Annotated in this window: 24 protein-coding genes and 1 tRNA gene; 16 read left to right on the top strand and 9 right to left on the bottom strand. The window is 42.0% G+C overall.

Going from position 1 to position 25806, the window contains the following annotated elements:
* Positions 1-18: 18 nt before the first annotated feature.
* A complete protein-coding gene (locus JMV76_RS09240) occupies positions 19-831 on the bottom strand; it encodes a M48 family metallopeptidase (RefSeq protein ID WP_201502481.1) in 813 nt (270 codons plus the stop codon).
* 672 nt (positions 832-1503) lie between these two features.
* Between JMV76_RS09240 and JMV76_RS09235 the strand changes: the two genes are divergently transcribed.
* Both JMV76_RS09235 and JMV76_RS09230 read left to right on the top strand, forming a co-directional pair.
* Positions 1504-1578: transfer RNA gene (locus JMV76_RS09235), tRNA-Gly, on the top strand.
* Between the two features lie 289 nt (positions 1579-1867).
* Complete coding sequence (locus JMV76_RS09230; protein WP_201502480.1) at positions 1868-2659, top strand: glucose 1-dehydrogenase; 792 nt, start codon at positions 1868-1870, stop codon at positions 2657-2659.
* Between the two features lie 215 nt (positions 2660-2874).
* Here JMV76_RS09230 and JMV76_RS09225 read toward each other — a convergent pair whose 3' ends face one another.
* Positions 2875-4110 carry an amidohydrolase family protein gene (locus JMV76_RS09225; protein ID WP_201502479.1) on the bottom strand — a complete coding sequence of 412 codons (1236 nt, stop codon included), beginning with the start codon at positions 4108-4110 and terminating at the stop codon, positions 2875-2877.
* Positions 4111-4542: 432 nt separating this feature from the next.
* Here JMV76_RS09225 and JMV76_RS09220 point away from each other — a divergent pair, with 432 nt between their 5' ends.
* The 4 genes from JMV76_RS09220 (at position 4543) to JMV76_RS09205 (ending at position 6782) form a co-directional block, all read left to right on the top strand.
* Entirely contained in the window at positions 4543-4902 is a 360-nt protein-coding gene (locus JMV76_RS09220; RefSeq protein WP_109591771.1) for a hypothetical protein, read from the top strand.
* Positions 4903-5090: 188 nt separating this feature from the next.
* Positions 5091-5819, top strand: a complete 729-nt coding sequence (locus JMV76_RS09215; RefSeq protein ID WP_201502478.1) for a BLUF domain-containing protein — start codon at positions 5091-5093, stop codon at positions 5817-5819.
* 4 nt (positions 5820-5823) lie between these two features.
* The gene (locus JMV76_RS09210; protein WP_201502477.1) at positions 5824-6357 is read left to right on the top strand and encodes a GTP-binding protein; all 534 of its coding nucleotides are present in this window, start codon (positions 5824-5826) and stop codon (positions 6355-6357) included.
* A gap of 8 nt (positions 6358-6365) precedes the next feature.
* A complete protein-coding gene (locus JMV76_RS09205) occupies positions 6366-6782 on the top strand; it encodes a roadblock/LC7 domain-containing protein (protein WP_201502476.1) in 417 nt (138 codons plus the stop codon).
* Positions 6783-7662: 880 nt separating this feature from the next.
* Here the strand turns inward: JMV76_RS09205 and JMV76_RS09200 are convergent.
* From JMV76_RS09200 to nadR, 3 genes are all read right to left on the bottom strand, one after another.
* Positions 7663-8130 (bottom strand): Mpo1 family 2-hydroxy fatty acid dioxygenase, encoded by a 468-nt coding sequence (locus tag JMV76_RS09200; RefSeq protein ID WP_201502475.1) that lies wholly within the window; start codon positions 8128-8130, stop codon positions 7663-7665.
* A gap of 196 nt (positions 8131-8326) precedes the next feature.
* Positions 8327-9058, bottom strand: a complete 732-nt coding sequence (gene pnuC, locus JMV76_RS09195; RefSeq protein ID WP_201502474.1) for a nicotinamide riboside transporter PnuC — start codon at positions 9056-9058, stop codon at positions 8327-8329.
* A gap of 90 nt (positions 9059-9148) precedes the next feature.
* Complete coding sequence (gene nadR / locus JMV76_RS09190; RefSeq protein WP_201502473.1) at positions 9149-10189, bottom strand: multifunctional transcriptional regulator/nicotinamide-nucleotide adenylyltransferase/ribosylnicotinamide kinase NadR; 1041 nt, start codon at positions 10187-10189, stop codon at positions 9149-9151.
* Between the two features lie 561 nt (positions 10190-10750).
* On the opposite strand from nadR, the gene JMV76_RS09185 reads away from it, so the two are divergent.
* A complete protein-coding gene (locus JMV76_RS09185) occupies positions 10751-10963 on the top strand; it encodes a PspC domain-containing protein (RefSeq protein WP_201502472.1) in 213 nt (70 codons plus the stop codon).
* A 449-nt stretch (positions 10964-11412) separates the two neighbouring features.
* Positions 11413-12402: a glycine--tRNA ligase subunit alpha gene (gene glyQ, locus JMV76_RS09180; RefSeq protein ID WP_374190054.1), complete on the top strand. Its 990-nt coding sequence runs from the start codon at positions 11413-11415 to the stop codon at positions 12400-12402.
* Between the two features lie 8 nt (positions 12403-12410).
* Here glyQ and JMV76_RS09175 read toward each other — a convergent pair whose 3' ends face one another.
* Positions 12411-12869: a DUF6998 domain-containing protein gene (locus tag JMV76_RS09175; RefSeq protein WP_201502471.1), complete on the bottom strand. Its 459-nt coding sequence runs from the start codon at positions 12867-12869 to the stop codon at positions 12411-12413.
* 125 nt (positions 12870-12994) lie between these two features.
* Here JMV76_RS09175 and glyS point away from each other — a divergent pair, with 125 nt between their 5' ends.
* Entirely contained in the window at positions 12995-15088 is a 2094-nt protein-coding gene (gene glyS / locus JMV76_RS09170) for a glycine--tRNA ligase subunit beta (RefSeq protein WP_201502470.1), read from the top strand.
* A 251-nt stretch (positions 15089-15339) separates the two neighbouring features.
* Positions 15340-15636, top strand: a complete 297-nt coding sequence (locus tag JMV76_RS09165) for a hypothetical protein (protein ID WP_227690259.1) — start codon at positions 15340-15342, stop codon at positions 15634-15636.
* 82 nt (positions 15637-15718) lie between these two features.
* Here the strand turns inward: JMV76_RS09165 and JMV76_RS09160 are convergent, their stop codons facing one another.
* Both JMV76_RS09160 and JMV76_RS09155 read right to left on the bottom strand, forming a co-directional pair.
* Positions 15719-16150, bottom strand: a complete 432-nt coding sequence (locus JMV76_RS09160) for a cell division protein ZapA (protein WP_201502469.1) — start codon at positions 16148-16150, stop codon at positions 15719-15721.
* Positions 16151-16259: 109 nt separating this feature from the next.
* Positions 16260-16700, bottom strand: coding sequence for a hypothetical protein (locus JMV76_RS09155; RefSeq protein WP_201502468.1), 441 nt, complete (start codon positions 16698-16700; stop codon positions 16260-16262).
* 246 nt (positions 16701-16946) lie between these two features.
* Between JMV76_RS09155 and JMV76_RS09150 the strand changes: the two genes are divergently transcribed.
* The 5 genes from JMV76_RS09150 (at position 16947) to JMV76_RS09130 (ending at position 21060) form a co-directional block, all read left to right on the top strand.
* Complete coding sequence (locus tag JMV76_RS09150; protein ID WP_055124733.1) at positions 16947-17600, top strand: UPF0149 family protein; 654 nt, start codon at positions 16947-16949, stop codon at positions 17598-17600.
* Between the two features lie 78 nt (positions 17601-17678).
* Positions 17679-18161, top strand: a complete 483-nt coding sequence (locus JMV76_RS09145; protein ID WP_201502467.1) for a nucleoside deaminase — start codon at positions 17679-17681, stop codon at positions 18159-18161.
* 135 nt (positions 18162-18296) lie between these two features.
* Entirely contained in the window at positions 18297-19517 is a 1221-nt protein-coding gene (gene argE, locus JMV76_RS09140) for an acetylornithine deacetylase (RefSeq protein WP_201502466.1), read from the top strand.
* 134 nt (positions 19518-19651) lie between these two features.
* A complete protein-coding gene (locus JMV76_RS09135) occupies positions 19652-20386 on the top strand; it encodes a LysE family translocator (RefSeq protein ID WP_201502465.1) in 735 nt (244 codons plus the stop codon).
* 131 nt (positions 20387-20517) lie between these two features.
* Complete coding sequence (locus JMV76_RS09130) at positions 20518-21060, top strand: GNAT family N-acetyltransferase (protein WP_201502464.1); 543 nt, start codon at positions 20518-20520, stop codon at positions 21058-21060.
* 141 nt (positions 21061-21201) lie between these two features.
* Here the strand turns inward: JMV76_RS09130 and miaB are convergent, their stop codons facing one another.
* Positions 21202-22692 carry a tRNA (N6-isopentenyl adenosine(37)-C2)-methylthiotransferase MiaB gene (gene miaB, locus JMV76_RS09125; protein WP_201502463.1) on the bottom strand — a complete coding sequence of 497 codons (1491 nt, stop codon included), beginning with the start codon at positions 22690-22692 and terminating at the stop codon, positions 21202-21204.
* Between the two features lie 386 nt (positions 22693-23078).
* On the opposite strand from miaB, the gene JMV76_RS09120 reads away from it, so the two are divergent.
* On the top strand, positions 23079-25217 hold the full coding sequence (locus JMV76_RS09120) for a lytic transglycosylase domain-containing protein (protein WP_201502462.1): 2139 nt from the start codon (positions 23079-23081) through the stop codon (positions 25215-25217).
* Positions 25218-25806 lie beyond the last annotated feature (589 nt).

The following is a 25806-nucleotide window of genomic DNA, read 5'->3' as shown; positions in this document are numbered from 1 at the left end:
TGAAATCTAACAATCTCGTTAGCGGCGCGCTTTTTGATAAAGCGGCATCACTTTAGGCATTAACGATTGCAATTGAGCAATACGATTGCTGCTGGTCGGGTGAGTGCTTAAGAACTGCGGTGGCTCACCTTGGCTCGCGCTTTGCATTTTTTGCCATAAGGTAACCGCTGCTTGCGGATTATAGCCAGCACGTGCCATTAACTCTAGACCAATCTGATCGGCTTCAGCTTCTTGTGTGCGACTGTGTGGACGGCTCAGCCCCAAATCCCCAGCAACGTTTGCTAGTTCAGCTTGACCTTGTGACAGTCCAAAGATGCTAGCAGCCACGCCGATACCAGTCTGTGTGGCATATTGGCGTGAGAGACGTTCACGTGAGTGCTCACGCAGCGCATGTGACATCTCATGACCCATAATGGCCGCAATCTCATCATCGGTGAGATTCAGGCGGTCAATGATACCCGAGTAAAACATGATTTTGCCACCCGGCACCACAAAGGCATTCAGCTCATTAGATTTGATCGTATGCACTTCCCATTGCCATTTCGCCGCATCTGGACGGTAGACACCGACCTGACCGACCAAACGATTAGCGATGTTCTTTAAGCGATTAAGCTGAGCCTTATTGGTATCTAGCACGCCGCGCGCTTTTGCTTCTTGCAACGTTTTGGCATAACTCTGTGCAGACAGCTGCAAAACTTGTTCATTAGAAACCAGTAATAGCTGCTGACGGTCAACGCCAACGGCCCCAGTACTGGTGGTGCTGGTACAGCCTGTCAGGGCTAGTGCCGACAATGAAGCGGCCATCACGGTGCTGGTCAGTAATTTTTTCATAATAAACATCCTCACTGTAAATGATAAAAAGTAAAATAGAACAAAGTGGCGGTTAATAACAAAGTGACTGTTATCAAAGCGGCTATTAATAGCAAAGCGACTATCGTTGAAACAATTGTCGTTCAAATGACTCGTATTAAATTTTTTTGTGGAATAAAGAGTTAAAGCAGCAAGTAAGGCAATTTTTTATTAATGTTCTACCTATGCTTGCTACGTGACCTCAACAGTAAAATTTTACCCGAACTGTCATTAGGCATAAGTATAATAATGTTACTAAGGCAAAACCAATGCATGAAAAGTAACAATACAACGTAGGATTGTAAGTGAGAGGGACGTTGACACCAACAAATCTATTTTTCGCTACTAACGTCTATAAACTTGATAGGCGGCATAAATCTCAGTCAAAAAATAGTCTCATAGGCAATGAGATACTACCTACAAGGACAGAGCTTTAGATTTCTAACATTATTGTGAAAAATAATTGATATTATTTAAAATAAATAATTATCGCTAAATCAATTATTTATGATAATTACATCAATAAATAGCGAGTTAAAGACATAATATTGGAAATAAACGTTAAAAATGAGGTTGACAGGGTTAGAATATCTGATAGAATAGCCAGCCTATCGAGACGGAGTTGTTGTTAACAACACTACAATTCGATAATCAGCGGGAATAGCTCAGTGGTAGAGCATAACCTTGCCAAGGTTGGGGTCGAGAGTTCGAATCTCTTTTCCCGCTCCAAATATGGCTTGAAAAAGCATCAAAGCCTCACTTTATTGTGAGGCTTTTTTTTGTCCTGATTTTAAGGGTTGTCATTGTTTCTTAAGAATATTTCGATGACATGCCAAGTTACTATCGACGGAATTAACGACATAGATTACTAAAAGTGGCAGCGCCGAAACTAAGTTACAAAAGGTGGTCAATTTGACACATTAGGCTCAGTTCAATCATGCATAATTATATAGATCGTTTAAACGAATATAACAACAAATAATCCATCTATAAACAATGATGATAATAAGGAATAATTATGCAAGAATTCAAACATAGAGCATTCAATGAATTATTTGATCTGTCAGGAAAAACCGCAATTGTGACGGGTGGTGCAAATGGTATTGGTAAAGCAACGGCGTTACGTCTAGCACAAGCTGGGGCAAATATCGCTATTGCTGATTTAAAACTAGAAGATGCAAAGGCTGCGGTCAAGGATATCGAAGTGTATGGTGTAAAAGGCTTGGCAGTCGAATGTAATATCTTGAAAGATGAAGATTTGGTCGCTATGGTAGACAAGGTCGTCGCTGAATTTGGCACTGTCAATATTTTAATCAATAATGCTGGTGGCGGCGGCGGTGGTCGTGAAAACCCAGCCACCGCATCGGTCGATGATATTCGCCGTGACTTTGAGTTGAATGTTTTTAGTGGCTGGCGCTTGTCTCAATTATGCGTGCCATACATGAAAGCGTCGGGTTATGGCTCGATTGTATTTACCACTTCGATGTCGAGTATCAATAAAAGCCCGAACATGAGTGGTTATGCAGGATCAAAAGCGGCTGTCAATCATATGGTGGCGAACTTGGCACATGATTTTGGCCCTGAGGTACGCGTCAATGCGGTTGGCCCTGGTGCCACGCGTACTGATGCGTTAAAAACCGTACTAACACCAGAAATCGAAAAGAAAATGCTAGAGCATACGCCGATTCAACGTTTGGGTGAAGCCGATGATATCGCCGGTGCTATGCTGTATTTTGCCGCACCGCTATCTGAGTGGGTCAGTGGTCAAACCATATTTGTGAATGGCGGCGGTGTGCAAACCTTAGACTAAGCTTGTCTGCATATGAAAGTATTTAAACCATGATGTTAAAGCTATAGTAAATAGTAAAAAAACCGTTATGAAAAGCGTCATCCAATGTATAGTTGGGTGACGCTTTTATCGTTTTAAGCCTATGTTTCATGATAAAGGTGCTGGCGCATTGATAGGCTGTATCTTTCAATTGACTGAATGTGCTCAATTAAAGAGTATTCAAGTTACTCAAGTTATTAAAAGCAAATATGGGCGACCTCATTGCAAAAGGTTTGCTTGCCATTTTTAAAGCCTGCGATGGCTTGCGAATTGATTCTAATCGCTTCTACCGCGTCTTTCGCTTCTAATATGACTAGGGTAGCCGGTGCTCCTACTTTAATCTCCGTTTGCCGTGACAAAAGCTTCGCTGCATTTTTGCTAATCATATCGAATACCTCCGCTATCTGCTCATCTTTTGCTAATTGAGTGATATTGGCATACATATTTGCCATTCTAATCAGTGAGGCATCACCGTAAGGCGTGAAAGCATTTAAAATATTATTGCTAGAAATAGTCGTATTGATGCCCATTGCTAATAGCTCATTGGCGTTGACCATGCCTCTAGGAATGAGCGTATCATAATCACGTCCATTCAAAAATATGTCGGTAGCTGGTAACACGGTCAAGGTAATGTCAGCGAATTTAAGTAACGCAGCCATTTCAATACGTTTGTCTTTGTCCATCGCCGACAGTTTAGTCACATGACCAATAGATATGCGACCTTGATAATGGCGCTTGATGGTTTCTTCAACCAATTTTGGAATGCTCGAGCCTTGTGGATCCAGATCAAAATCCAGATGAAAATCAACATCGACGTCAAACTGCTCAGCCAAATCAAACAGCATTTCAATATGCTTGTGAGGATTCTCATCTTTGTATGGACATCCACCAACCAAATCAGCGCCTTGCGACAATGCCAGTTTTAGTAGCTCATAAGTATGCAGGTCATTGCTCAATCCTGATTGCGCAAAGGCGCAAATCTCTATATCGATGGCAAATGCATAGGTATCGCGGGCTTTTTTGATGGCATTAAAGGCACGCATCTCTGTTTTTGAATCTGTTTCAACAAAGGTGCGCAGACCAACGGTGCCTTTTTTAATCGCCATCTCAATCACTCGTGAAGCACGATTAAACACATCTACTTCCGTAAAATCCTTTTTAGCCTTACCTGTTTCTTCAACAGCCTCGTTTAAATCACCTTGCTCTATAGTACAGCGATCAAGGATGCAGGCTTTATCAAGGTGAATGTGGCTCTCATAGAATCCTGCACAGACAAAGTAACCTTTAGCATCGTAAAGTGCTCTTGGCGCATCATCATGTTCAGTTTTTTTTGCAACGTCGTCAATGCTCTCAATATAAGCGCCGTTTATACTGATATTAACCAAGTTTTTATGATTGGGTAATTGGGCATTTTTTATAAGTAAATCTGGCATCGTTTTTCCTTATTTTTTTGCTTGAAATGACTTAATGATCAATGGCATTTTAGTGTCAAGAGTGGGGGTTTTAAGCTTTAAATCCGCATGACTATTCGATGTTTTTATTTTTTCCTACTCAACGGTCGTTTTTTTGTTCATGAGTGGTTAGGGGCAAGCGTCATCGAGTCTAATATATGGAATATAATGACCACCGCTACGGTATGTAGACTTTGTTTATAAATAGACTATATCGTTTTTACCAAAAAACATACTTAGTTATTGATATTTTATTGTTATAATTATCTTATAAGTTTTGAGTGTACGTTAAGATATACTAATAATAAAAAGAGTAAATAATAAGCTAAATTTAGCTTCATAGCTTGAAACTACGAAGGCATTTCTGTGATGGAATGACTTCATTTAAATACAATCAGATAAACAGGAAAAAGTATGTCAAATATCGATGAGTCGTTACAAGAATTAATGAATCTTGATGGTGCAATGGGTGGCTGTATCGTCGACTATATGTCAGGCATGGTACTTGGTATGGCTGGCGGCGGCGTTGACTTAGAACTTGCAGCAGCAGGTAACTCGCAAGTGGTAAAGGCGAAAGTAGCAACGATGAAATCATTAGATATCAAAGGTGAAATCGAAGATATGTTGATCACCTTGGAGTCTCAATTGCACATCATTCGTCCTACAGCCAAGCATGAAGACTTGTTTATTTATTTGGTGCTTGATAAATCAAAAGCCAATCTTGCATTAGCCCGCCGTAAGGTACAAGCCGTAGAAAATAAACTAGAAATATAATTCGGTTGGTCGTGTTCAAAAAATGAGTGATTTATCAAACTCTCCTTGTTGCTTATCACGCCTTAAATAAGACAAGACTGGCAACAAGGTCAAATTCGTTATGTACGTACTGTACATAGCGAATTATTATTTTATAGACAGTGGTAACAACTTAACGAGCGTGAGCCGTTTTATCAAGTGGTGGCAAAATGAAGTGTATTGCATACGTCAGTAGAGTGCCTATCAGTGATCGTACTATTCGAATGCCTACTGGGTTATCAGACATTGTTAGCGTCTCTCGCAAGCATAATCCAAAATCGCAAATTACGGGTATCATCTCTTACCGTGACGGTCAGTATCTGCAAGTGCTAGAAGGCCCTTATCTTGAAGTAGACAAGTTAATGAGTAAGATAGCTTCTGATCCTAGACATGAAGATCTTTGGGTGTTTTTGGATGTGCGCGTGATCAAACGCAGCTTTAATAATTGGGCTGTGAGCGTGTTTGATTTTGTGGATCAAGGCAACTTTTTTAATGCGTTCATTGAGAACAATAGCGCTGTGTTAAACAGCTTTGATGAGTCTCAACAAAGACGTATTCAACCGTTTATTGATATAAAAAAATCTGATACGGTGCCTGAAAAGTATTATGAAGGTAAGGATTTAAGATTGCTGGCATGGCCTGATCTCAACAATGAAAGCCAGCCGCAGATGATGATAAACCTGTGTATCAAATTGACTAAAAAGCCTTATTCGTTTAATGCACTAGCGGACAGTGGTGATTTTGGCAGCCATCATCAAGTCACACAGATTATCAGAGAGTTTGATCGTTTAGGTTTATTGAGTGTCACAGAGGCAGCACCGATACATGAGCAAACCGTAAATGAGAAAAAGCCTAACAAATTTTATGGTGCGATCAAAAAATTCTTAGGAATGAGGTAAAAAATTGAATTATCAGAAGCTAGCAATCATTGGTGAAGTAGGTGCTGGAAAAACTCGGTTGGTCAAGACATTAAGCGAGATAAGCCCCATCAAAACAGAAGCAAAATCTAGTATTGATATCGGTAAAGAGTACACGACGGTCGGCATCGATTATGGGCGCATCACTCTGTCTGACAATATGGCGCTAGGTATTTACGGTGTGCCAGGTCAAGAGCGGTTTTCTTTTTTATGGGAGTTTGTCAATCAGTCGCTATGGGGATTGCTCATTTTGATTAGATATGGCGAGACACCCGATTATGCCAATTTAGATAAGCTATTACACTTTTTTGCACCAGAAAAAAATCAGACCACGTGTATCATTGGCATTACTCATTGCGAGGATGCTGACAAAGATAGCCTTTCAGCACTGGGACAAGAAATAAGAGTGATGTTGATGCAGCATAACGTGGTGGCACCTGTGCTCCATACAGATCCTAGAAATAGAGAGTCCGCCGTGTCTCTGCTGTCATTATTTAATACCCTTAATAATCAAGACTAATGCCAGATATGACTATGTTAAAAGAAAAATTAGACGAAAAATCACCAGCAAAAATAGCGTTGTTAAGCCACATGAAAGCATTGTGTGACGCCAATAGAGAAGTCATATTGGTTAGCTTATGCACCACAGATGGCTTTCCCATTAGTTGCTTTTCAAGCAGCGAATTGAGCAATCAAACGGACAAGTTTGCAGCGATGAGCAGCACACTATCAGCACTGAGCGATTCATCCGCGAGTCAAATGAAGCAGGGCAAGTGCGACATCACTATCGTCGAAGCCACTGCTGGAAACATGCTATTTGTCAAAACTGACTATATCGGTAAGCCGTGTGTGTTGACCGTAGTAGCACAGAATAAGATGGCACTAGCAGAAGCAAGATATAAGACCAAAAAATTGATTGGTGTCATTTCTGCTATCACTGAGTAAGGCGCATAAGTAACTAAGATTGCTGGATTCGGTAGGCTATAAGCGATAATTCAACGTGATAGACATGTGATATTATTTGCGTGATCAAATATCGACACTGTATTCAGGTATCGACCTTGTATAAAGGTAATGCCCTGACCTTTGACGACCATATCTACCAAGAACGCACCATTAGTGGCATTAATTTTGGCATGAGTCGTGTGGTTGTGCCTTCTGCGTCGGTCAGCTATAGGTTGCTTCTTTTGCCCAGACCATATTGTAAAAACTCATGATTTCTCAAATCTGCTAGCGTCTCAAGTAATCCCATCCTGCTCAGATAACCGGGACTGGCACAGAGCGAATAACGAGTCAGCGCCAGCCGTTTTGTTTGGTCGCTGGAATCTTGCAGCTCTTAAGGCGAACGGCGAGCTCATACCCTTCTTCGATCAAATCAATGTCGATCAGAAAAACCCAACTCAACGTTTAGGACGGGACAGCAGTGCTGTATCTATCGGTGATGGCGCGTAATGAAGAACTTCTACAGTACGTTACGTAGAAGCTTGTCACGTATTAACTATCGGGCGAATAGGCTGAATTTATGCTGTTGGCTCTATTCTAAAATGAATGGTTCGATTTTGAAGTAAACGGTTCTGCTGTGGCTATTTGACGCTATATTTACAGTATTATTGTTCTGAAAGTTAGAGTAATTAATTACAGTCAATAATTTTTTTTGAGAGCTTATTTTTTATAACTTGTTCTTTGATAGCGTAATATAAAAAGCACCACTTAACGGATTGTTGAGCGGTGCTTTTTTGAGTCAAGATATCAGTTTTAGATAGTGGTTTTTTAGGTACTAATTCTAACGGTACTGAGCTTAAAGATACTAAGCTTAAAGATACTATCAAGGATAAATAGTTAGGCTTGGCCTTTTTTTACGACCCATCAAGCTATTAGCTACCCATGCTGGACCAATTAATAAGAATTGTAAGTCTTCAAAAAATGAGGGTTTTTTGCCTTCAATTTTATGACCGATGAACTGTCCAATCCAAGCAACCACAAAAATAGCCGCCCAAACTTTAAAGCCCCATGGTAATAATGCCATTACTGACAAACAGATAAGAATAAACATTCCCATCGCCAAGAATAACGGCGTGGATAGACGCATATAAAATAACAATACCAACGCGCTGAGTACCAAGGTAAACCAAACTGATAGCGACATGCCCATGCCTAACAGGCTGACAAATATCGTGGGAACGCATAGCCAATGGATTTTTTTATTGACTAGGTTTTGATGACTGACAGAATATTCACTAAGCCATTGCTCAAGTGTGCGTTTAGACAGGCGTTTTTGCTGAGTACGAGACATACTAACCTCCATGTTAGTAGATGAATTGAAAAATCTCTCCTATCAGTTGTAGCACTAATTGAGCCAGTCCACCACATTATCTGATAGACGGCACAGTCAAAACCTATAGCGCTATCAACATATTTACCAATATCTGCGAGCTCTTCGATTTTATCCTTTTAAGATATCAGTGCTTATGCGTCACACAAGATAACCGTTAACCTTGTTCACTGCGCTGCCATTCATACAAACCAATAAAAGCGTTTATTTGATATATCATGGTTTGAATGGCAATAATGTAATTGCCTGACATTAGATTGACGATGAGCCAGACAAAGTTAACGATAATCCATAACCACCAGTTAAATGAATAGCGCAAAATCATCGCGGCTTGTGCAGTAATGGAGAGGACAAAAGCAATGACGTTGATCCAAAAGAAGGAAATAAATCCTAGGAATTTACTATTATCATCTTCAACCACTGCATAGCCATAGCTGGCGAGTAAATCATTTACCGTGGGAAAAAGTGCGAGACCAATAATAATAAAGGCGGCGGTAATCAACCAAATCGCTTTGCTCGCCGCCTTTGGTATCATGTCGCCATCAGGATCGGTATGTTTTGACCAATAAAAAATACCGTAGACATGGGTGAAAAAGTTAAAGAGTGGCGCGAGCATCAAACCGACTGCACCAGACGTCGCCTGCACGACGACTTCTCCCGCAGTCGCTGCCATTCCCAACCCGTTGCCCATGACGTTTTTGCGAAATGATAGCGAAACCACACAGACCAAACCAACGAAAGACACGCCCAAATAAAACATATCAAGCGTGGTGTGTTCTGTCGTGAGCCAAAAACCTGCGGATAATGCTATCACCCCGCAAATAAACCAAGTGACAATCCATTGCATCGCCCATTTTCCAGTAATATTATCTAATAGCTGAATACGCATAAAGCCTTTTTCCTTAAAGTATTAAAACTACAATGGGTGCTTATCTGATTTTTTAATATCATATTATTATCGCTATTATCGCCGTCTCGTCTATCTGCCATAAACATACTGATCGATAAGCAGCAGCGCTTGCTGATAGCGCGCATCGTAATCTGGCTGATCAACCATGTGTGGTTTGATATCATGATGAGCAAAAATATCGACGAGACGTCGCTCAAAGCGTCCACGTGCCTCAGGCGTGCCCAATGAGCGCATGCCATCATCAATCCACGGCGTATTGTTATCCAGCATAATGGTATGATCTAAGCGAAACTCATCGATACAAGCCGCCACAAAAGGATGGCTGCGACCTTCATATTCTTCACAAAATGCTTGAGTGGTCACAAAATCGGTATCAACGATGGTGACAGGAGCGGTCGCATTAGCCGCCGCATCTCTTATAGCTTGAGCATGCTGAAGGGCAATCGGACCATAGTCATTGTATTGTAGACCGACTTCACTACCACCCAAATCTGTACCGACATATAAGCGTCCCATCTCTAAAGCAAAGCTGGCGCCATAATAATTGGCCAGTTTATGCACCAATGTGGTCTTACCTGAACTTTCACCGCCGACAATCGCCACCGTTTTGGTATAGTCGCCGCGCGCTTGGGGATGAATAGCTGACCAATGCGCGACTGGATTACGAGCGATGGCATAAGAATCAAACTCAGGCTGTAGCGGGGTCGTGATGACTGGTATTGATAATCGCTCATAGACATCACTCTGTGCTAATGGGTGGTTTTCTGCGACAAACAAGACTGTATCTGCTGGTAAGTCGAGCGCTGTCGTCAAACGTTGTAGTTTGGCATTGCTGGCGGGAATGTCGATTGTCACATCGACGAAGCTATCATGTAGCGGCAGCTCAATCTCATGAGTGGTATGAATCTGGATAAATGGCAAATCAGCACACGCCATCTGTAGCCAACGTGCTTTGTCTTGCAAAGTAATGTCAAAGTCTGGATGCGGTGCTGGATGCGCCATGATGATAATATGTAAGGTTTTCGCTTGTCCTGCCGCAGCCAATATACTGCGCATTTGACCTAAGTGTAGTGGCTCAAAATGTCCAATCATCAATCCTGACTCGTACATAGCTTTCCTTAATTTTTAGTCATGCTTCATCGCACTAATGTTATCGATAGACTGCTGGAATATCTGTTATTTACCAGCATGTTATAAAGGTTTAAGGCGATTTACAGGTAGGTTATTGTAAAGGGGTGTTTTTTTATACGACTTTTTTCTGATAAAAATATGACCAAGCTATTAATTTAACTGTAATTGTTTGAGTATCTCACCATTTCTGAAGTTCCATCTATACAATATCTATGTGCTGAAAATGGCTAAATATTGGATTTGTAACAACATGTGTAATATGGCGGCAATAAAGCTAATCGTGAAACATTTTGAAATAACTATTTAAAATCAGCAGTTTATGAGGTTTTATGACAGATTAGGGCAAGCTTGGTTAGCATAAACTCACAAAGTACGTCTATACGTTCAACAGATAAATATTAAATAGTTGCTATACTTATTCATAAGTTAAGAAGGCTAAGCAGCTTCCTGACTACAATCGGAAAAAATCATAAAAATAGAAGAAAAAAAGTAAAAAGCAGAATTTTAAATAACAATAGAAATGATAGAGAGGTATTTGATTTGGCTAAACTAGCAAAACTACATCGCTCACAGAACAATCGCATGATAGCAGGTGTGATGGGTGGCATTGCCGAATACGTTGGCTGGTCACCGACTTGGGTGAGAGTGTTATTCGTGATTATCTCATCTTTGAGTGCAGCAGTACCTGGCATCTTAATTTATATAATTTTATGGATAATCATGCCAAAAGCAATTAGTGCGTCTTACGAGTAAGGTTATTTTATATTTGCTCGTATCTTTTTAATCGCTTAATAGTAATACCATTTTAATAGTATCGTTTTGATAGCATCACTATCGAGATTAGCTCAGATAGATTTTTACAAAAAAGAGAATAGCAGTTCGACTAAAAAACAAAAAGCCTGACTCATCAGGATACCAAAGACATACCTTTCCTCCTACCCAGATGCTCGCGCATTTGGGTATTTTTTTATCTGCTACTTTTATGCCTCCTATATTGCAGCAGTTTGAGTATAAATGAGCCTTATAACGACTGGTTTAGGTCTGCAGCATAAATTTAATTGATGTAAATATAGATAAAATAGTCAATTTTTAGTAAGGTGAGCAGGCAAATAGAGTCGTTGCCGAATAGGCTACACGAGTGCTATCAAAACTTTATTTATAAATATCCATTCCACAGTGGCTTTACTATGAAAACCCAAACTATGACATCCCAAGCGACAACTCCGATGATAGAAAATACAGCCCCTCAACCGATGACGTTTCAGGATTTAATCCTAACGCTACAGAATTATTGGGCCGATAAGGGCTGCGTTATTTTGCAGCCTTATGATATGGAAGTCGGCGCGGGTACTTTTCACACCGCGACATTTTTACGCTCGTTAGGTCCTGAGCGTTGGAATGCTGCCTATGTGCAGCCGTCACGTCGTCCAACCGATGGTCGCTACGGTGACAACCCCAACCGCTTGCAACATTATTATCAGTTCCAAGTGGTGCTTAAGCCAAATCCACCCAATATCCAAGAGTTGTATTTGGACTCGCTAAGAGCCATTGGTATTGATCCATTGGTGCACGATGTGCGTTTTGTTGAAGATAACTGGGAGTCGCCAACGCTGGGTGCGTGGGGACTAGGCTGGGAGATTTGGCTCAACGGTATGGAAGTAACGCAATTTACGTACTTCCAGCAAGTAGGCGGTCTTGAGTGCTTCCCAGTGACTGGTGAAATCACTTATGGACTTGAGCGCTTAGCAATGTACGTGCAGGGTGTTGACAGCGTTTACGATTTGGTCTGGGCAGATGGTGAGTTTGGTCGCGTCACTTATGGTGATGTCTTTCATCAAAACGAAGTTGAGCAGTCGACTTATAACTTTGAGCATGCTGATGTGCCGATGATGGGTCAGATGTTTGACTTTTATGAGCAGCAAGCAGATAAATTGGTTGCCGAAGGTTTGCCATTACCTGCCTATGAGATGGTACTAAAAGCCTCACATGCTTTTAATTTACTCGATGCTCGTGGTGCGATTTCAGTGACCGAACGTCAGCGTTTTATCCTACGTGTGCGTACGCTTGCCCGTAAGGTTGCCATTGGTTACGTTGAAGCACGCGCAAAATTGGGTTTTCCATTGGCAGATGAGGCGCATCGTCAAGCGGCGCTCGATAAGTATTTGCCAAAAGAACAAGGTGAAGATAAGTAGTTTTCGTTCTAAATATTAATTTTAGGTACTCGATCATGTTCAGATACCATTGCATTGAGTGCTTTAAGTTTAGTAATAGAGATTTGGAACTGACCGTTACTAGGTCGTTTTTTATTTTTAAATTGCTCCCATACAAGCGAACCTGAGCCATTATATATTTCTTCAAATGTACCATTTGGCATTATTTTAATAATAATTGCATGTTCAGGTTCACTTCGAAAGGCAACAGATTTAGATTGAGTGGCTTTTATCTCAACTTTCAAACCGTCTTTCGTTATAGCGTCGTAGCCTTTGTTACTTGCAGCTAATAGTTCTAGCTCGTAAGCATCTGCTACCAAGCATTCACCTAAGCTACCTACTAAATGACCGTCTGGAGTAAAGTGTCGACCGGGAAACATGTTTTCCAATTCGTTGACGGTGTTGTAAAGCTGTTTGACTAGAGTTTGCAGCTTTTCATGAGCTATCATAAATGGTTCCGAAACATAAAAAATAGTGTTCCACAATAATATGATCAATTTTTGATTACCATGATTTTGTTATAATCTACTCAATTTTTAAATATATAAAAAATTCTTAATAAACCGAGATTCCCATGAGTACTATTCTATTTGAACTGGGGTGTGAAGAGCTACCTCCAAAAAGCCTAAAACCTCTACGTGATGCGCTACAAGCGAGTGTCACCGAACAATTAAATGAAGCAGAAATCAGCTTCGATAGTATCAAAGCCTTTGCTGCCCCGCGTCGTTTGGCACTTCAGATTCAGGGTATTAGCGATAAGCAGCCGGATCGCAGTGAGCAAAAACGCGGCCCTGCGATTAAAGCCGCGTTTGATGCGGAAGGTAATCCAACACGCGCGGCAATGGGTTTTGCGAAAGGCTTAGGTATTGAAGCCAGTGAGCTGATAACGATTAACACCGATAAAGGTGATTATGTCGGTTATGAGCAAGTCATTCATGGTCAAGCAACTACTGAACTGTTAGCTGCCATTTTTCAGACTGCACTAGACAATCTACCGATTGCTAAGCGTATGCGTTCAGGTGCCAGCCGCAATGAATTTGTGCGTCCAGTACAATGGGCAGTATTGATGCAAGATAGTACTATCATTGATGCGACTATCCAAGGCCATCAGACGGGAACGCAAACACGTGGCCATCGCTTCCATAGTCCTAATTATCATGAGATTGCGCACGCCAATGACTACGAAGAATTACTAGGCGGTCTAAAAGTCGTGGCTGATTTTGATAAGCGTCAAATGCTGATCAAAAACCAAGTCAAAGCGCTAGCAGATGAGGTAAATGCTGATGCTATCGTGCCGCAAGATTTGTTGGATGAAGTCACCGCATTGGTTGATTTCCCGATTGCACTGCGAGCAAGCTTTGAGCCGCGTTTTTTACAGGTACCGCAAGAAGCGCTTATCTCTACCATGCAAGCGGATCAGAAGTATTTTTGCTTAACTGATAAAGCAGGCAAGTTGCAGCCTTACTTTATTTTTATTACCAACATTGAGTCAAAAGATCCCAATCAAATTATCGAAGGTAATGAGAAAGTCGTGCGTCCACGTTTGGCCGATGCCGAGTTTTTCTTCTTACAAGATCAAAAACAGCCATTGTTTGCGTTGACAGAAAGCCTCAAAACTCGCGTCTTCCAAGATAAGCTGGGTACGATTTGGGAGAAGTCTGAGCGTATTGCCAAGCTTGCCGCCTTCATTGCCGCCTTGATGCAACAGCAGGGTCAGCAGATTGATATCGATGAAACGGTGCGTGCGGGTATTTTGTCAAAAGCCGATTTGGCAAGCTCATTGGTCGTTGAATATCCTGAGTTGCAAGGCATTGCAGGCACTTATTATGCGCGTTTGAATAATGAGCCTGAAGCAGTCGCTGCCAGTTTAGAAGAGCAATATTTGCCCAAGTTCAGTGGTGATGTACTGCCTCAGACGCCAATTGGCATTTGCTTAGCATTAGCCGACCGTTTAGATACGCTTGTTGGTATTTTTGCCATTGACCAAGCGCCGACAGGGTCAAAAGATCCGTTCAGTCTACGTCGTTCAGCCATCGGTATCTTGCGTATTTTGATCGAAAAGCAATTGCCAATTAATCTGGTTGCGCTCGTTGAACAAGCAATCAAAGGCTATAGTGACGCTGAAGGCAGCAAGATTGAAAAAATGGGTGATACGTTTACTCAGGTCATGGCATTCTTAAACTCGCGCTATCGTGCGATGTATACCGAACAGGGCGTGAGCGTCGATACCATTCAGGCAGTGCAAGCGATGAACCCGCATATGCCACTTGATTTTGATCAGCGTATTCGCGCGGTACAAGCCTTTAGCGAATTGTCACAAGCCTCGATGCTTGCTGATTCAAACAAGCGTGTCGCCAATATATTAGCCAAGTCAGAAGTGAGTGTCGCTGATACTGTCGATGAAGCGCTATTGTCTGAGCCTGCGGAGCAAAGCTTATACGCAAGTGTGCTGCAAGCGCAGACGGCGGTTAAACCGCTGCTAGAGCAAGCGGATTACACACAAGTATTGCAAACGCTTGCCAGCTTAGATGAGCCGTTGACGCAATTTTTTGATAATGTGATGGTCAACAGTGAAGACGCCGCCCTTAAAAACAACCGCTTAGCATTACTTAAGCAAGTACGCGCATTGTTTTTAACCGTCGCTGATATCAGTGAGTTGCAGCTATAGTTTCACTAATATAGATCGCTCACTTTATTTTCTGTTTAATACAAAAACTGGCTCGCTATGGCCAGTTTTTTACAACGTATTATGGCATTTATTGATAAATTATCATGATAAATGGATGGACAATTAACTCGCTAAAGCATAGCACTATCGTCAGTATTGCTGGTTAAGTTATACTGCCTAGACGTATTGAATAATCCGCCAAGCGGCTTTTATCATTCATAGCGCTTACTCATATTCAAAGGAGCACTGCCGTGTTTGCTGTTATCATTATCATCATCGTTATTTGGATAGTAATGTGGGGGTTTTATAAATTTATGTACCCGCGTGCGCCCAAAAGCATGATGCCAAAAAAAGGGGATGTGATCACACCGCGTCAGTGCAATTTTTGTGGCAACAGCTTGGCTGAATACCGCGGCGCCCTTGAAACCAAGCCCAACTTGTCTGCAAATAGTGAGAGTGCCATTGGCGAAAACCAAACATTGTTTTTTTGCAATTATGAGCATCAAGCAGATTTTTATGCAGGTAAGGTTTATAACCCTGACGTATAAATAATTAGATTATGGCTTGGGCATAAAAAAGCGCTTGGCTCATCAGAGCGAAGCGCTTATTGTTTCGTCGCGTAATATGCGCTTATAAAACAGACTGTGCGTCTTTCATAATTTTATTTAATAGCGCTTCAGATTGTTTGTCTTGCTGTAGTCGATCTTCATCGCTTCTTTGATTGGTGTGTATTTTTTCATACAAATTCAAGCAGCACAGTACTAAGATACTTTCTTGACTGAGGCTTGGCGCATCTCGTTTGAGATCTAGTGCATGGTTATTGATATACGAGACAGCTGAGAGCAGCTCTTCTTGTTCGTGTACTGGGCAATAAATAGGATAAGTGACACCCGCAATTGCAATATCGACCTTTTTAATTTGTGGTTCAGGGATAGTGGTTTTCACAGTAGCACTCGACGAACTTGAACCAGTTGCAGCGAGTGGTTGTGGTTTAGAAGAAATATTCTGCTGTTGGCCATTTTGCGGCTGTTTCTCTATAGAGTTTTTGTGGTCATCGGTCATGATAAATCCTACAATGTTTGGTCAGTAAAATGAGTAATATAAGATATTACCGTTTTGATTTTGTCGGTTTCATTAGCAAGCAGTGATGATCGCTCATTGCCATCACTGGTCAGCCTTCTACTTGATCGATGTGGGTTAAGCGTTTTAATACAACTTGTGTACGCTCCGCTGCCAATTGATTCTTTTTCTGCAGCTCACTGTTTTGCTGTTTAATATCGCTATATTGCTCCTTTAATTCATTATTTTGTTGTTGTAACTGGCTGTTTTGTTGTTGCAATTGGCTAACCTGTTTTTGCAATTTATCTTGTTCTTCGCCTATCATATGATGCGCTTCAGCCAAGCTTTGGTAGCGCTTGTCGAGATCGTGCAATTGTTTTTTGGCACCGTCGCGTTCGCTATGACTAGTGTTGAGCTTGGTCGTTAATGCTGCAAGCTCTTGAGGGTCGCTAACAGGATGCTGTTTGAGGCTGCTAAGTTCAGCACTGACAAGCTGATACTGTTTTTTGATGTCGAGTATCATTTTTTCTAATATTCTAAGTTGATCATACATAGTCAGTTTTTATCCTTAACAAGTAAGCGTGAATGAATTTTGTTCTCTGCGTTTAATAATGCCATAGGTGACCGCATAATATCTATATCAACAAAGTAATTACCTATATTAGACGTTGTTTGTTTATTTTTATTAGCCATGGTTTGATTGATAATATCAAGCGATGTCTCACACCTATTTTATCCGTCTGTTTTTATTTTTTAAGCAATATTTTTTAAGCAATAATCAATCACTAGGACCTCTATTATGAATGACAATATATCTGGCTGGAATACATGGCTGACTGCTTTTGATGACTGGACTGACGTCTCTATCAGCGAAGTGCATGGCTTGATGACAGGGCTGATGACTGCCTGTAATGCGCCTGATGAGCAAGTATGGGCTAAGGTCTTTGAGGAGCTCAGTTTTGCGCCGTTACCTGATGAGGCATTGACACTGTTAACAGAAGAAGCGGAAGACACGGTTTTTCAGCTTAAAGACAAAGACGATGCTTATTCTTACACGCCATTAGTGCCAGATGATGAACATGATTTGTACGAGCGCGTGATGGCATTGAAACAGTGGGCAAATGGTTTTATGACGGGTTTTGGGATTACCGACTGTGGTCTCAGTGGTGACGAAAATGAGATGCTGTCTGATTTGGCTAAAATCGGTGGTATTCGCTTAGAAGATGATGAAAACTTTGAAGGTGGCGAAGAGTCTTATCTGCATATTTATGAGTTTGCGCGCATGGTGCCAGTGAGCTTTGCCACCCGCACGCGTAAACCTGTCAAAGATATTGCCCTGATTGCTGGACTGGCTATCGATGCAAAAACCACCAAAGAGCTGCAGGCAGAAGGCAAATTACCAAAGCCAATGCCGCCAGTCGTTGATGCGATGAATCAAAACCGTCCTTCATAATAAAGACGCTATCGTAAATGCTTTGATATGAGTTGATATTCAACACGTCCTAGTATGAAGTGATAAAAGGAGATGGAGATGATAACTGACAATGATATGATTCATTTACGCCGCTCTATTGAGCTTGCTACTGAAGCGCTAGAGGCGGGCGATGAGCCATTTGGTAGCGTATTGGTCGACGGCGACGGTCATGTGCTGCATGAAGATCGCAATCGTGCCAACTCTGTCGATGCTACTTATCATCCTGAGATTGCCGTTGCTAAATGGGCAGCAGCAAATATAACAGCGGAGGCGCGCGCTAACGCTGTGGTTTATACCTCGGGCGAGCATTGTGCCATGTGTTCGGCCGCGCATGCGTGGGCAGGGCTTGGTCGTATCGTTTATGTCAGCTCATCAAAACAGTTGGATGAATGGATGGAGGAGATGGGCGTAAAATCCTCATCACCGATCAATTCATTAAGTATTCAAGAAGTGGCTCCGAACATACTAGTACAAGGTCCGATTGCTGGATTAGATGCAGAAGTAAAGGTGCTGCAACAGCGCGCATTTCAAAGGCGCTAACGCTTTCTATGTTTACCATTCCAGAAATTACAGTAGCGAAAAACGAGTGCGAGTACTACATCTAGTAGGCTTGGAAAATTTAACATCGCTAACCGTATTTCTAAAATCGGTATTATATCGTGATAAGGATATTTCATGACTTCGAACAATAATAATCAGCTCAAAAATACGTCTTACCCTGCGCATATTATCGATTGGCTAAAGCGCTTGATTGCTTTTGATACGGTCAGTCGCCATTCAAATTTAGCCTTGATTGAAGACGTAAAAGCGTACTGCGAAAAATTAGGCTTAACAGTGGATTTGACTTTTAATGAAGCCAAAAACAAAGCCAATCTATTCGTTACTGTGCCAGCAGGGGCAAACGCTGACGAAGTCAATCACGGTCTGGTGCTGTCTGGTCATACTGACGTAGTGCCAGTTGATGGTCAAGATTGGGCGTCAGATCCATTCACTGCGACGATACGTGACGATAAGCTATACGGACGCGGTGCGTGTGATATGAAAGGCTTTATCGCTTGTGCATTGACGTTATTACCACGCGCTGTGCAATTATCAAATAGCGGTCAGTTACGTCGTCCACTGCATTTAGCATTGTCATTCGATGAAGAAGTGGGCTGTTTGGGAGCGCCATTGATACTGGCAGATTTGAAAGCGCGTGGTATCACCCCTGATTATTGTATCGTTGGTGAGCCAACCAATATGACGATGGTTGTGGCACATAAGGGCATTGCCGTTTATCGTTGCCGCGTCCATGGTAAGTCTGCGCATTCGTCATTGACCGCCCAAGGTGTCAATGCTATCAGCTATGCCAGTCGTTTGATTGGTTATGTCGATGGATTGGCGGAAGAGATTAGTCATCGCAGTGATAATGATGCGCTGTTCGATGTGCCTTATTCCACATTGTCTGTAGGCACGATTCAAGGTGGTACTGCGACCAATATTGTGCCTAATCTATGTGAGTTTACCTTCGATTATCGCAATCTGCCGCATATGACGCAAGAGGATATTCTTGCACCGATTCAAGCGAAAGTGGCAGAATTAAATGCCCAGATGCAAGCACGTTCTGCCGACACCGGCATTGAGCTGATGCAAGAAGAAAGCGTACCGGCAATGACTGATAACGACAGTGCTGAATTGCAATCGTTAATAGCCGCTCTGACAGGCGATAACGAGCGTCATAAAGTGGCTTATGCGACTGAGGGTGGGCAATTTACCAATGCTGGCATTCCAACGATCATTTGCGGTCCCGGTAGTATTGAACAAGCACATAAAGCCGATGAATACGTTAAGCTGAGTGAAATTGAGCGCTGTGATAGTTTTTTACAGAAGTTATTAGATAGCTGTACTGTTAATTAGTCTATTAGATGACAGACCGTTTGTTTTTGATATGAATGAGCATAAAATACACCGTCGTTATGGCGGTGTTTATTTTTTAGCAGTTTGGCATTATTACGATAAATTTTTATAAATAACAAAGTAGGGGTTGGTCGATGTCTTGGCATCTGTTTGCAGTATTCTTTGCAAGTACGTTTTTTATTTCAGCGACCCCAGGTCCCAATATGCTGCTCGCGTTTCAGTATGGCATGAACTATGGCGTAAAGCGCACATTGTGGACGCTGGCAGGACTGAGCCTTGGGTTGTTTATTTTGCTGCTATCGACACTACTTGGACTCGATGTGATTAGTCGCCAGTCGCCTTGGTTGTTGACAGTCATTAAAGCAGTGGGTGCGGCTTATTTAATCTATCTGGGTATTAGCTCTTGGCGCGATGCAGGCGATGGCAGCTTAATGAAAGACGCTCGCGAAATGAGTGAAGAAGTCGCAGCTGAATATACTGTTTCTGGTAGTGAAGATACGGCTAATACACCGCAGCCACGTTCGCTCTCTAGCGCGGCAGTCAAAGTTTTTCCAAGTAATACGACCCTATTTCGTACAGGTGTATGGGTATCGCTATCTAACCCCAAAGCCATCTTATTTTTTGCCGCTTTCTTCCCCAAATTTATCAATTTTAGTGCGCCGTTATGGCCGCAATATGTTTTATTAACGATAGGGTTGTTTTTAAGTGAAACAATTTGGCAAATCGTTTATACCTTGGGTGGTACAAAGCTGGCAAGTTGGCTCGATGTTGGCAATCGTTTAGCGTGGCTAAATCGTGGTTGCGGCGTTATATTTATCATTATTGCAGCCGCTTTATTGGTTGAAGTAATAAATGGTTTTGTGGTTTAAAAAACGAATCTAATGGGTTACGTTTTATCGGCGCTTTCTACGTGAGCTTGACAAAAGTAATTCACCCTGCACACTGAGACAGGTAGCTTAGTTTGATCTATTAGGTATTTTATGATTGGGCAGATGATCGTATGTTAAATATTGAGATAAAAATTTTAAGTGTTAATGAGCTTAACGATTTCAGAACTATCAGACTTTCAGCTCTAGAAAAATCTCCAAGAATATTTGGGTCTACATATGTAGCAGAAGTAGCAAAACCACCAATTTTTTTTGAAAATTGCTTATCAAGTTCAACTGTATTTGGCGCCTATCATAAAAATAAAATCATAGGTTTAGCCACCTTCACACAAGAGACTGGAATAAAGTTTTCTCATAAAGCGTATCTATCTAGTGTATTCATTGAACCTGAATTCCGAGAAAAAGGCATAGCAAGTCAATTGCTTAGGGAAGTTATGGAGTATAGTAAAAAATATGTGGAACAAATTTTACTTACTGTAGCTGATGATAATAAGCCTGCTATTAATTTCTATAAAAATTTTGGTTTTCAAGCTTATGGGTTAGAACCAATGGCATTGAAAGATAATGAGGAGTATATTAACGAGATCTTAATGAAGCTTTTTGTGTATAGCACTTTTATTGTGTTCATAAGTCAATATCTTAATATGCCCTTATAGCAATCATTTCGAAAGTTAAGTATCGTTTGCACTCTCTTTGAGAGCTTGATAAAACTAACGCACTTTATCAATAAAAAAAGCCGCTCACTATTTATAGTGAACGGCTTTTTCTTATTTTTACTCAGACTTAAAAATTAACAGTTACGCCAATACTTCGATTAGCTCACCTTTTACCATGTGCGGGCTGACGAAATCAGTAATACGTACGCTCACGAGTTTACCCAACATCTCATCCATTTTGTCTTCGTCATAAGGGAACATGACCGTACGAGTGTTATCCGCTGTGCCGATTAAGCAATCAGGATGGCGGTTGGCAACTTGTTCCACCAACACACGAGTCGTGGTTCCGACCATCTCGTGGGTTTTGGCAAGCGTTGAGTCAATGATGACTTTTTGAAATTCAGCCAAGCGTTCTTTTTTAGTTTTGAAACTCACGTCATCTGGCAACTCAGCGGCTGGCGTGCCCGGACGTTTAGAGTAAATAAAGCTGTAGGAGTGATCGAAATTTAATTCTTTTGCTAGATTTAAGGTATCTTGGAAATCTTGATCAGTCTCGCCAGGGAAGCCAATGATAAAGTCACTCGACAAGTGAATATCAGGGCGAATGGCTTTAAGCTTATTAATTTGATTGATATAGACATCAATCGTGTGATTGCGCTTCATCGCTGCCAAGATAGCGTTTGAGCCGCTTTGAACAGGCAAGTGCAAGTGTGATACCAGCTCTGGCAATTGTGCATAGGCATCAATGATGTCATCAGTGAACTCTAGCGGATGGCTGGTCGTATAGCGAATACGCTCGACACCATCGACATGCGAGACATAGTGCAACAGCTCAGCGAAACGGCAAATGCTGCCATCGTCTTTTTCACCGCGATAGCCGTTGACGTTTTGGCCCAACAGATTGATTTCACGTACGCCTTGCGCTGCTAAGCTATCAATCTCTGCCAAGACATCATCGAGTGGACGCGATAATTCTTCACCGCGGGTATAAGGAACGACGCAAAATGAGCAATACTTTGAACAGCCTTCCATGATAGAGACAAACGCTTTAAACCCTTCTACTCTTGGCTCAGGTAAAAAGTCGAATTTTTCAATACTTGGGAAGGATACGTCAACTGTGCCGATGCGATTTTTTGGTGCAATCTCACGCTGCTCATGTGATTGATCATACAGCTCTGGCAAACGGTGTAGTGTCTGTGGGCCAAATACCATATCGACGTAAGGCGCGCGCTTTTGAATGTTATCGCCTTCTTGAGAGGCCACGCAACCACCGACACCAATGACGAGGTCAGGGCGTTTTTCTTTTAGTTTGCGCCAGCGACCCAATTCTGAAAATACCTTTTCTTGCGCTTTTTCTCGGATAGAGCAAGTATTCATCAGCAATACATCAGCTTCGTCAATATCATGAGTCACTTCCATACCGTGTGAATCACCGAGCACGTCCAGCATTTTGCCAGAATCATAGACATTCATCTGACAGCCCTGCGTGGTAACAAAGACTTTCTTAGTCGCTGTTTTGACAGGTGCTTGGGCTGAACTTGATTCTTTGAGTGCAGTGACAGCAGGCGCAGTAGCGGTTGTTTCAGCGACAGCAGCGTCATCGATGCGGGGATTAAATACAGTAACACTCATAAGGATAAGTCCATGATTGACTAAAAATATAGCATGATAGGTGATTAACAGGTGGCGTATTTTATCACAACCCTATGACAATGTGAAAAATAGCAGGGTCAATTGTTGGTCGTTATGATCAATTATTTATAACAGTATCAATTGTTTACTGCTACTAGTAACGCGTTTGGCAAAAATTATGGCTTGCTATCACTTCTATGTTACACCGTGCTATCGTATTTATTAACAAAAGGTAAAGGTGATGGTTGAAAGTGCAACGAGTATAGTATGATGAATTCGACCATATTAGCGCGATTGATTAAATCGCGATTTACGCCGTTTTGGCATTGTTATTCTAAACATATTATTTAGCCAAATCATTTGGACACATTACAAAGAGAGTCAGTATGACAAAGCCGCAGGTTGCTCATAGCATCAAGGATAGAGAATCTATTAAGCAAAATGAAGATGCAAAACGAATGAAAGCAAGGACGCTACGAGTCAGTGCGTTAAGTTTGGTGACAGCAATGAGTGCGCTAGGATTGTCACAGGTGGCTTGTGCTGAGCTGACGTGGGGCGAAGAGGACAGTTATCAGCAAGAAGGCAGCTATCAACAAAACAGTGGCTATCAGTCGGACAATGGTGTGAGCTCATTTACAGCAGCGGCAATTGCGGCAGAACGCGGTGATGTCAGTGCCTTATACAATTATGAGCAAGCAATGAGCGGCGGTTTGTTTGCCATGTATCCAACTTATTGGCGGATGAATTTAGATCTTAATTCGCAAAGTTCGGCGGCAGTGTCACAGTTTGTGCGTCAATATCCAAATACGGTAATGGCAGTAAAGCTGGTGGCGGATTTTGCTGAGACTAAAGCAGGCTCCAATGATTACGCCTCAGTACGCCAAGTTGCGAATTTAATTACCAATGCGGATGCCAGTGAGCGCTGTGCGGTTGCGCTTGGTTTCAATAATGGTGGCGATACTATGCGGGCTATGGCAGCCAAGTCTGAGGTTTGGCTGACGACCAAAAAGCAGCCAGCCTTGTGTGACCAGCTCGCGATGGAGATGAATAATAACGCGCTGATTAGCAATCAGGATCGCGCGGCGCGACTCAAGCGTATGCTACGTAAAGGCAAAACGGGTGACATTATGGCATTGTCATCACGTTTAGGAACGCCCATTGTTTATTCAGCATTGAGTGAGATTCAACTGAATCCGTCTGCTTTTTTTAGCCGTTTTAGTCGAGAGCCTGCCAGTCAAAACAATCAATACCTATATCTATATGCCATGGGACGCGTTGCTGACAAGTCTTACCGCGAAGCTGCATTACAGTTAGATTTCGATGTTAAGCAAGACAATCAGCGTTCAGTTAAATTGTTGAATGCCGAGACTCGTCGCTATGCGTATCGCATCCTTGGGGTGCAACGTATGAATCATAATACGGATGATGGTTTTAATGCTGAGGCGGTTGACTGGTTCCGCAATAGTCTAGACGAAGATTTTAATTTTGAAGAAGCCGAAGATTATGCCATGGCAGCGATTCGTTTTAGCCGCTGGGATGATGTGGTCGAAGCCATCTCAAAAATGGAGGCTGAAACTCAAAAAAGTGATCAGTGGCAATATTGGCTGGCTCGCGCTTACGAGCAATCAAGCGATGCTAACAAGCGTAATACTGCTAAAAAAATGTATCAAAACTTGGCAAAAAATAATGACTATTATGGCTTAATGGCAAAGGATAAAGTGGGTCAGCGCTTTGATGCCAGTCGTTTGGGTGGTAATAACTTACCAAATATCAGTACCGCTGATCGCGCACGTGTCATGCAAGATGCCAACTTTGCGCGTGCTTTTGCTCTATATAATGCTGACGCCAGCCGTGCCTATGCCAATCGTGAATGGAACTGGGCGGTAAAGCAAGCGCGCGACAAGCGTGATGATAACTTGATTATTGCCGCTGCTCGTCAAGCCTATGATATGGGCTGGCTCGACCGAGCAATTTATGCCGTTGATAATACTGATAGAGTAGACAGCTTAGCGTTATCACATCCGATGCCGCATCAAGATGCAGTCGTACGTTATAGTCAGTCTGCTGGTATCGATCCTGCTTGGGCTTATGGCATTATGCGTCAAGAAAGTCGTTTTGTTGCATCAGCACGCTCAAACGTTGGGGCTAGTGGACTGATGCAAGTCATGCCTGATACGGCGAAATATATTGCTCGTAACTTAGGTGAGACCTATAGCGCCAGCCGTGCCAATAGTGGCGATACCAATATTCGTTACGGCACATGGTATATGGGTGATATTTTCGGTAAATTAAACCGTCAACCTGTGTTGGCAACGGCTGGTTATAATGCGGGACCGAACAATGCCAAGCGTTGGCAACCAGTATATGGTTCGCTCGCAGCCGACCAGTACGTCGAGTCGATTGCCTTTCCTGAAACCCGTAATTACGTTAAGCACGTGATGGAAAATGCCACCATTTATAGCAGTCTATTAGGTCGTAGTCAGCCTATTAGCCAGCGCATGGGCACGATACCTGCCGCGCTCTAAAATGCTAGGGCGTGTCTTCAATTCACTCGATAGTCCTCTAAATGGGCTAAAAATGGCTAAATCTTGCCAAACATCGTCAAATAGCTGGTTAATATCCCGATATTATCTGCACTATTTTCCTTGTTTGACGGCAATTTATCTCATTTTTATCACCATTTTTGAAATGAAGACACGCCCTAATGTATAAACCAAAAAAACCATTCGTGAGCAATCATTAATGGTTTTTTCATGTCACTTTATGTCACTTTTGATCGTGCAATTAAAGCTAGTTTTGTCTTGACGCGATGTCTAATTCGACGCCCAACCTCGCTGATGATGACATGCTAACGTTGCGATATTTTTGTACTATTGATGCTATCATTAGCTTATGTTTACGTTTCTGCTATAGATTAAAAAAAACGTTTTGCTACCATTACATCAATTAGTGTCTTTTATACGTGCTTATAATAAGTGCTTATCAATCGACGCCCACATTGCACACATTTTTGTTAGCTCTATTCTTAGTTTTATCAGTGTTCATACGTCGAACACTATGAGCTAAACGATAGCCCATGTTTTTATCATTGCTAGATGCCTTCAGCCCCTATGA

Source organism: Psychrobacter cibarius, from assembly GCF_904845955.1.
Taxonomy (GTDB): Bacteria; Pseudomonadota; Gammaproteobacteria; order Pseudomonadales; family Moraxellaceae; genus Psychrobacter; species Psychrobacter cibarius_B.
Note: the sequence above shows the minus strand (reverse complement) of the source record. Positions and strands in the feature narration are given on the sequence as shown.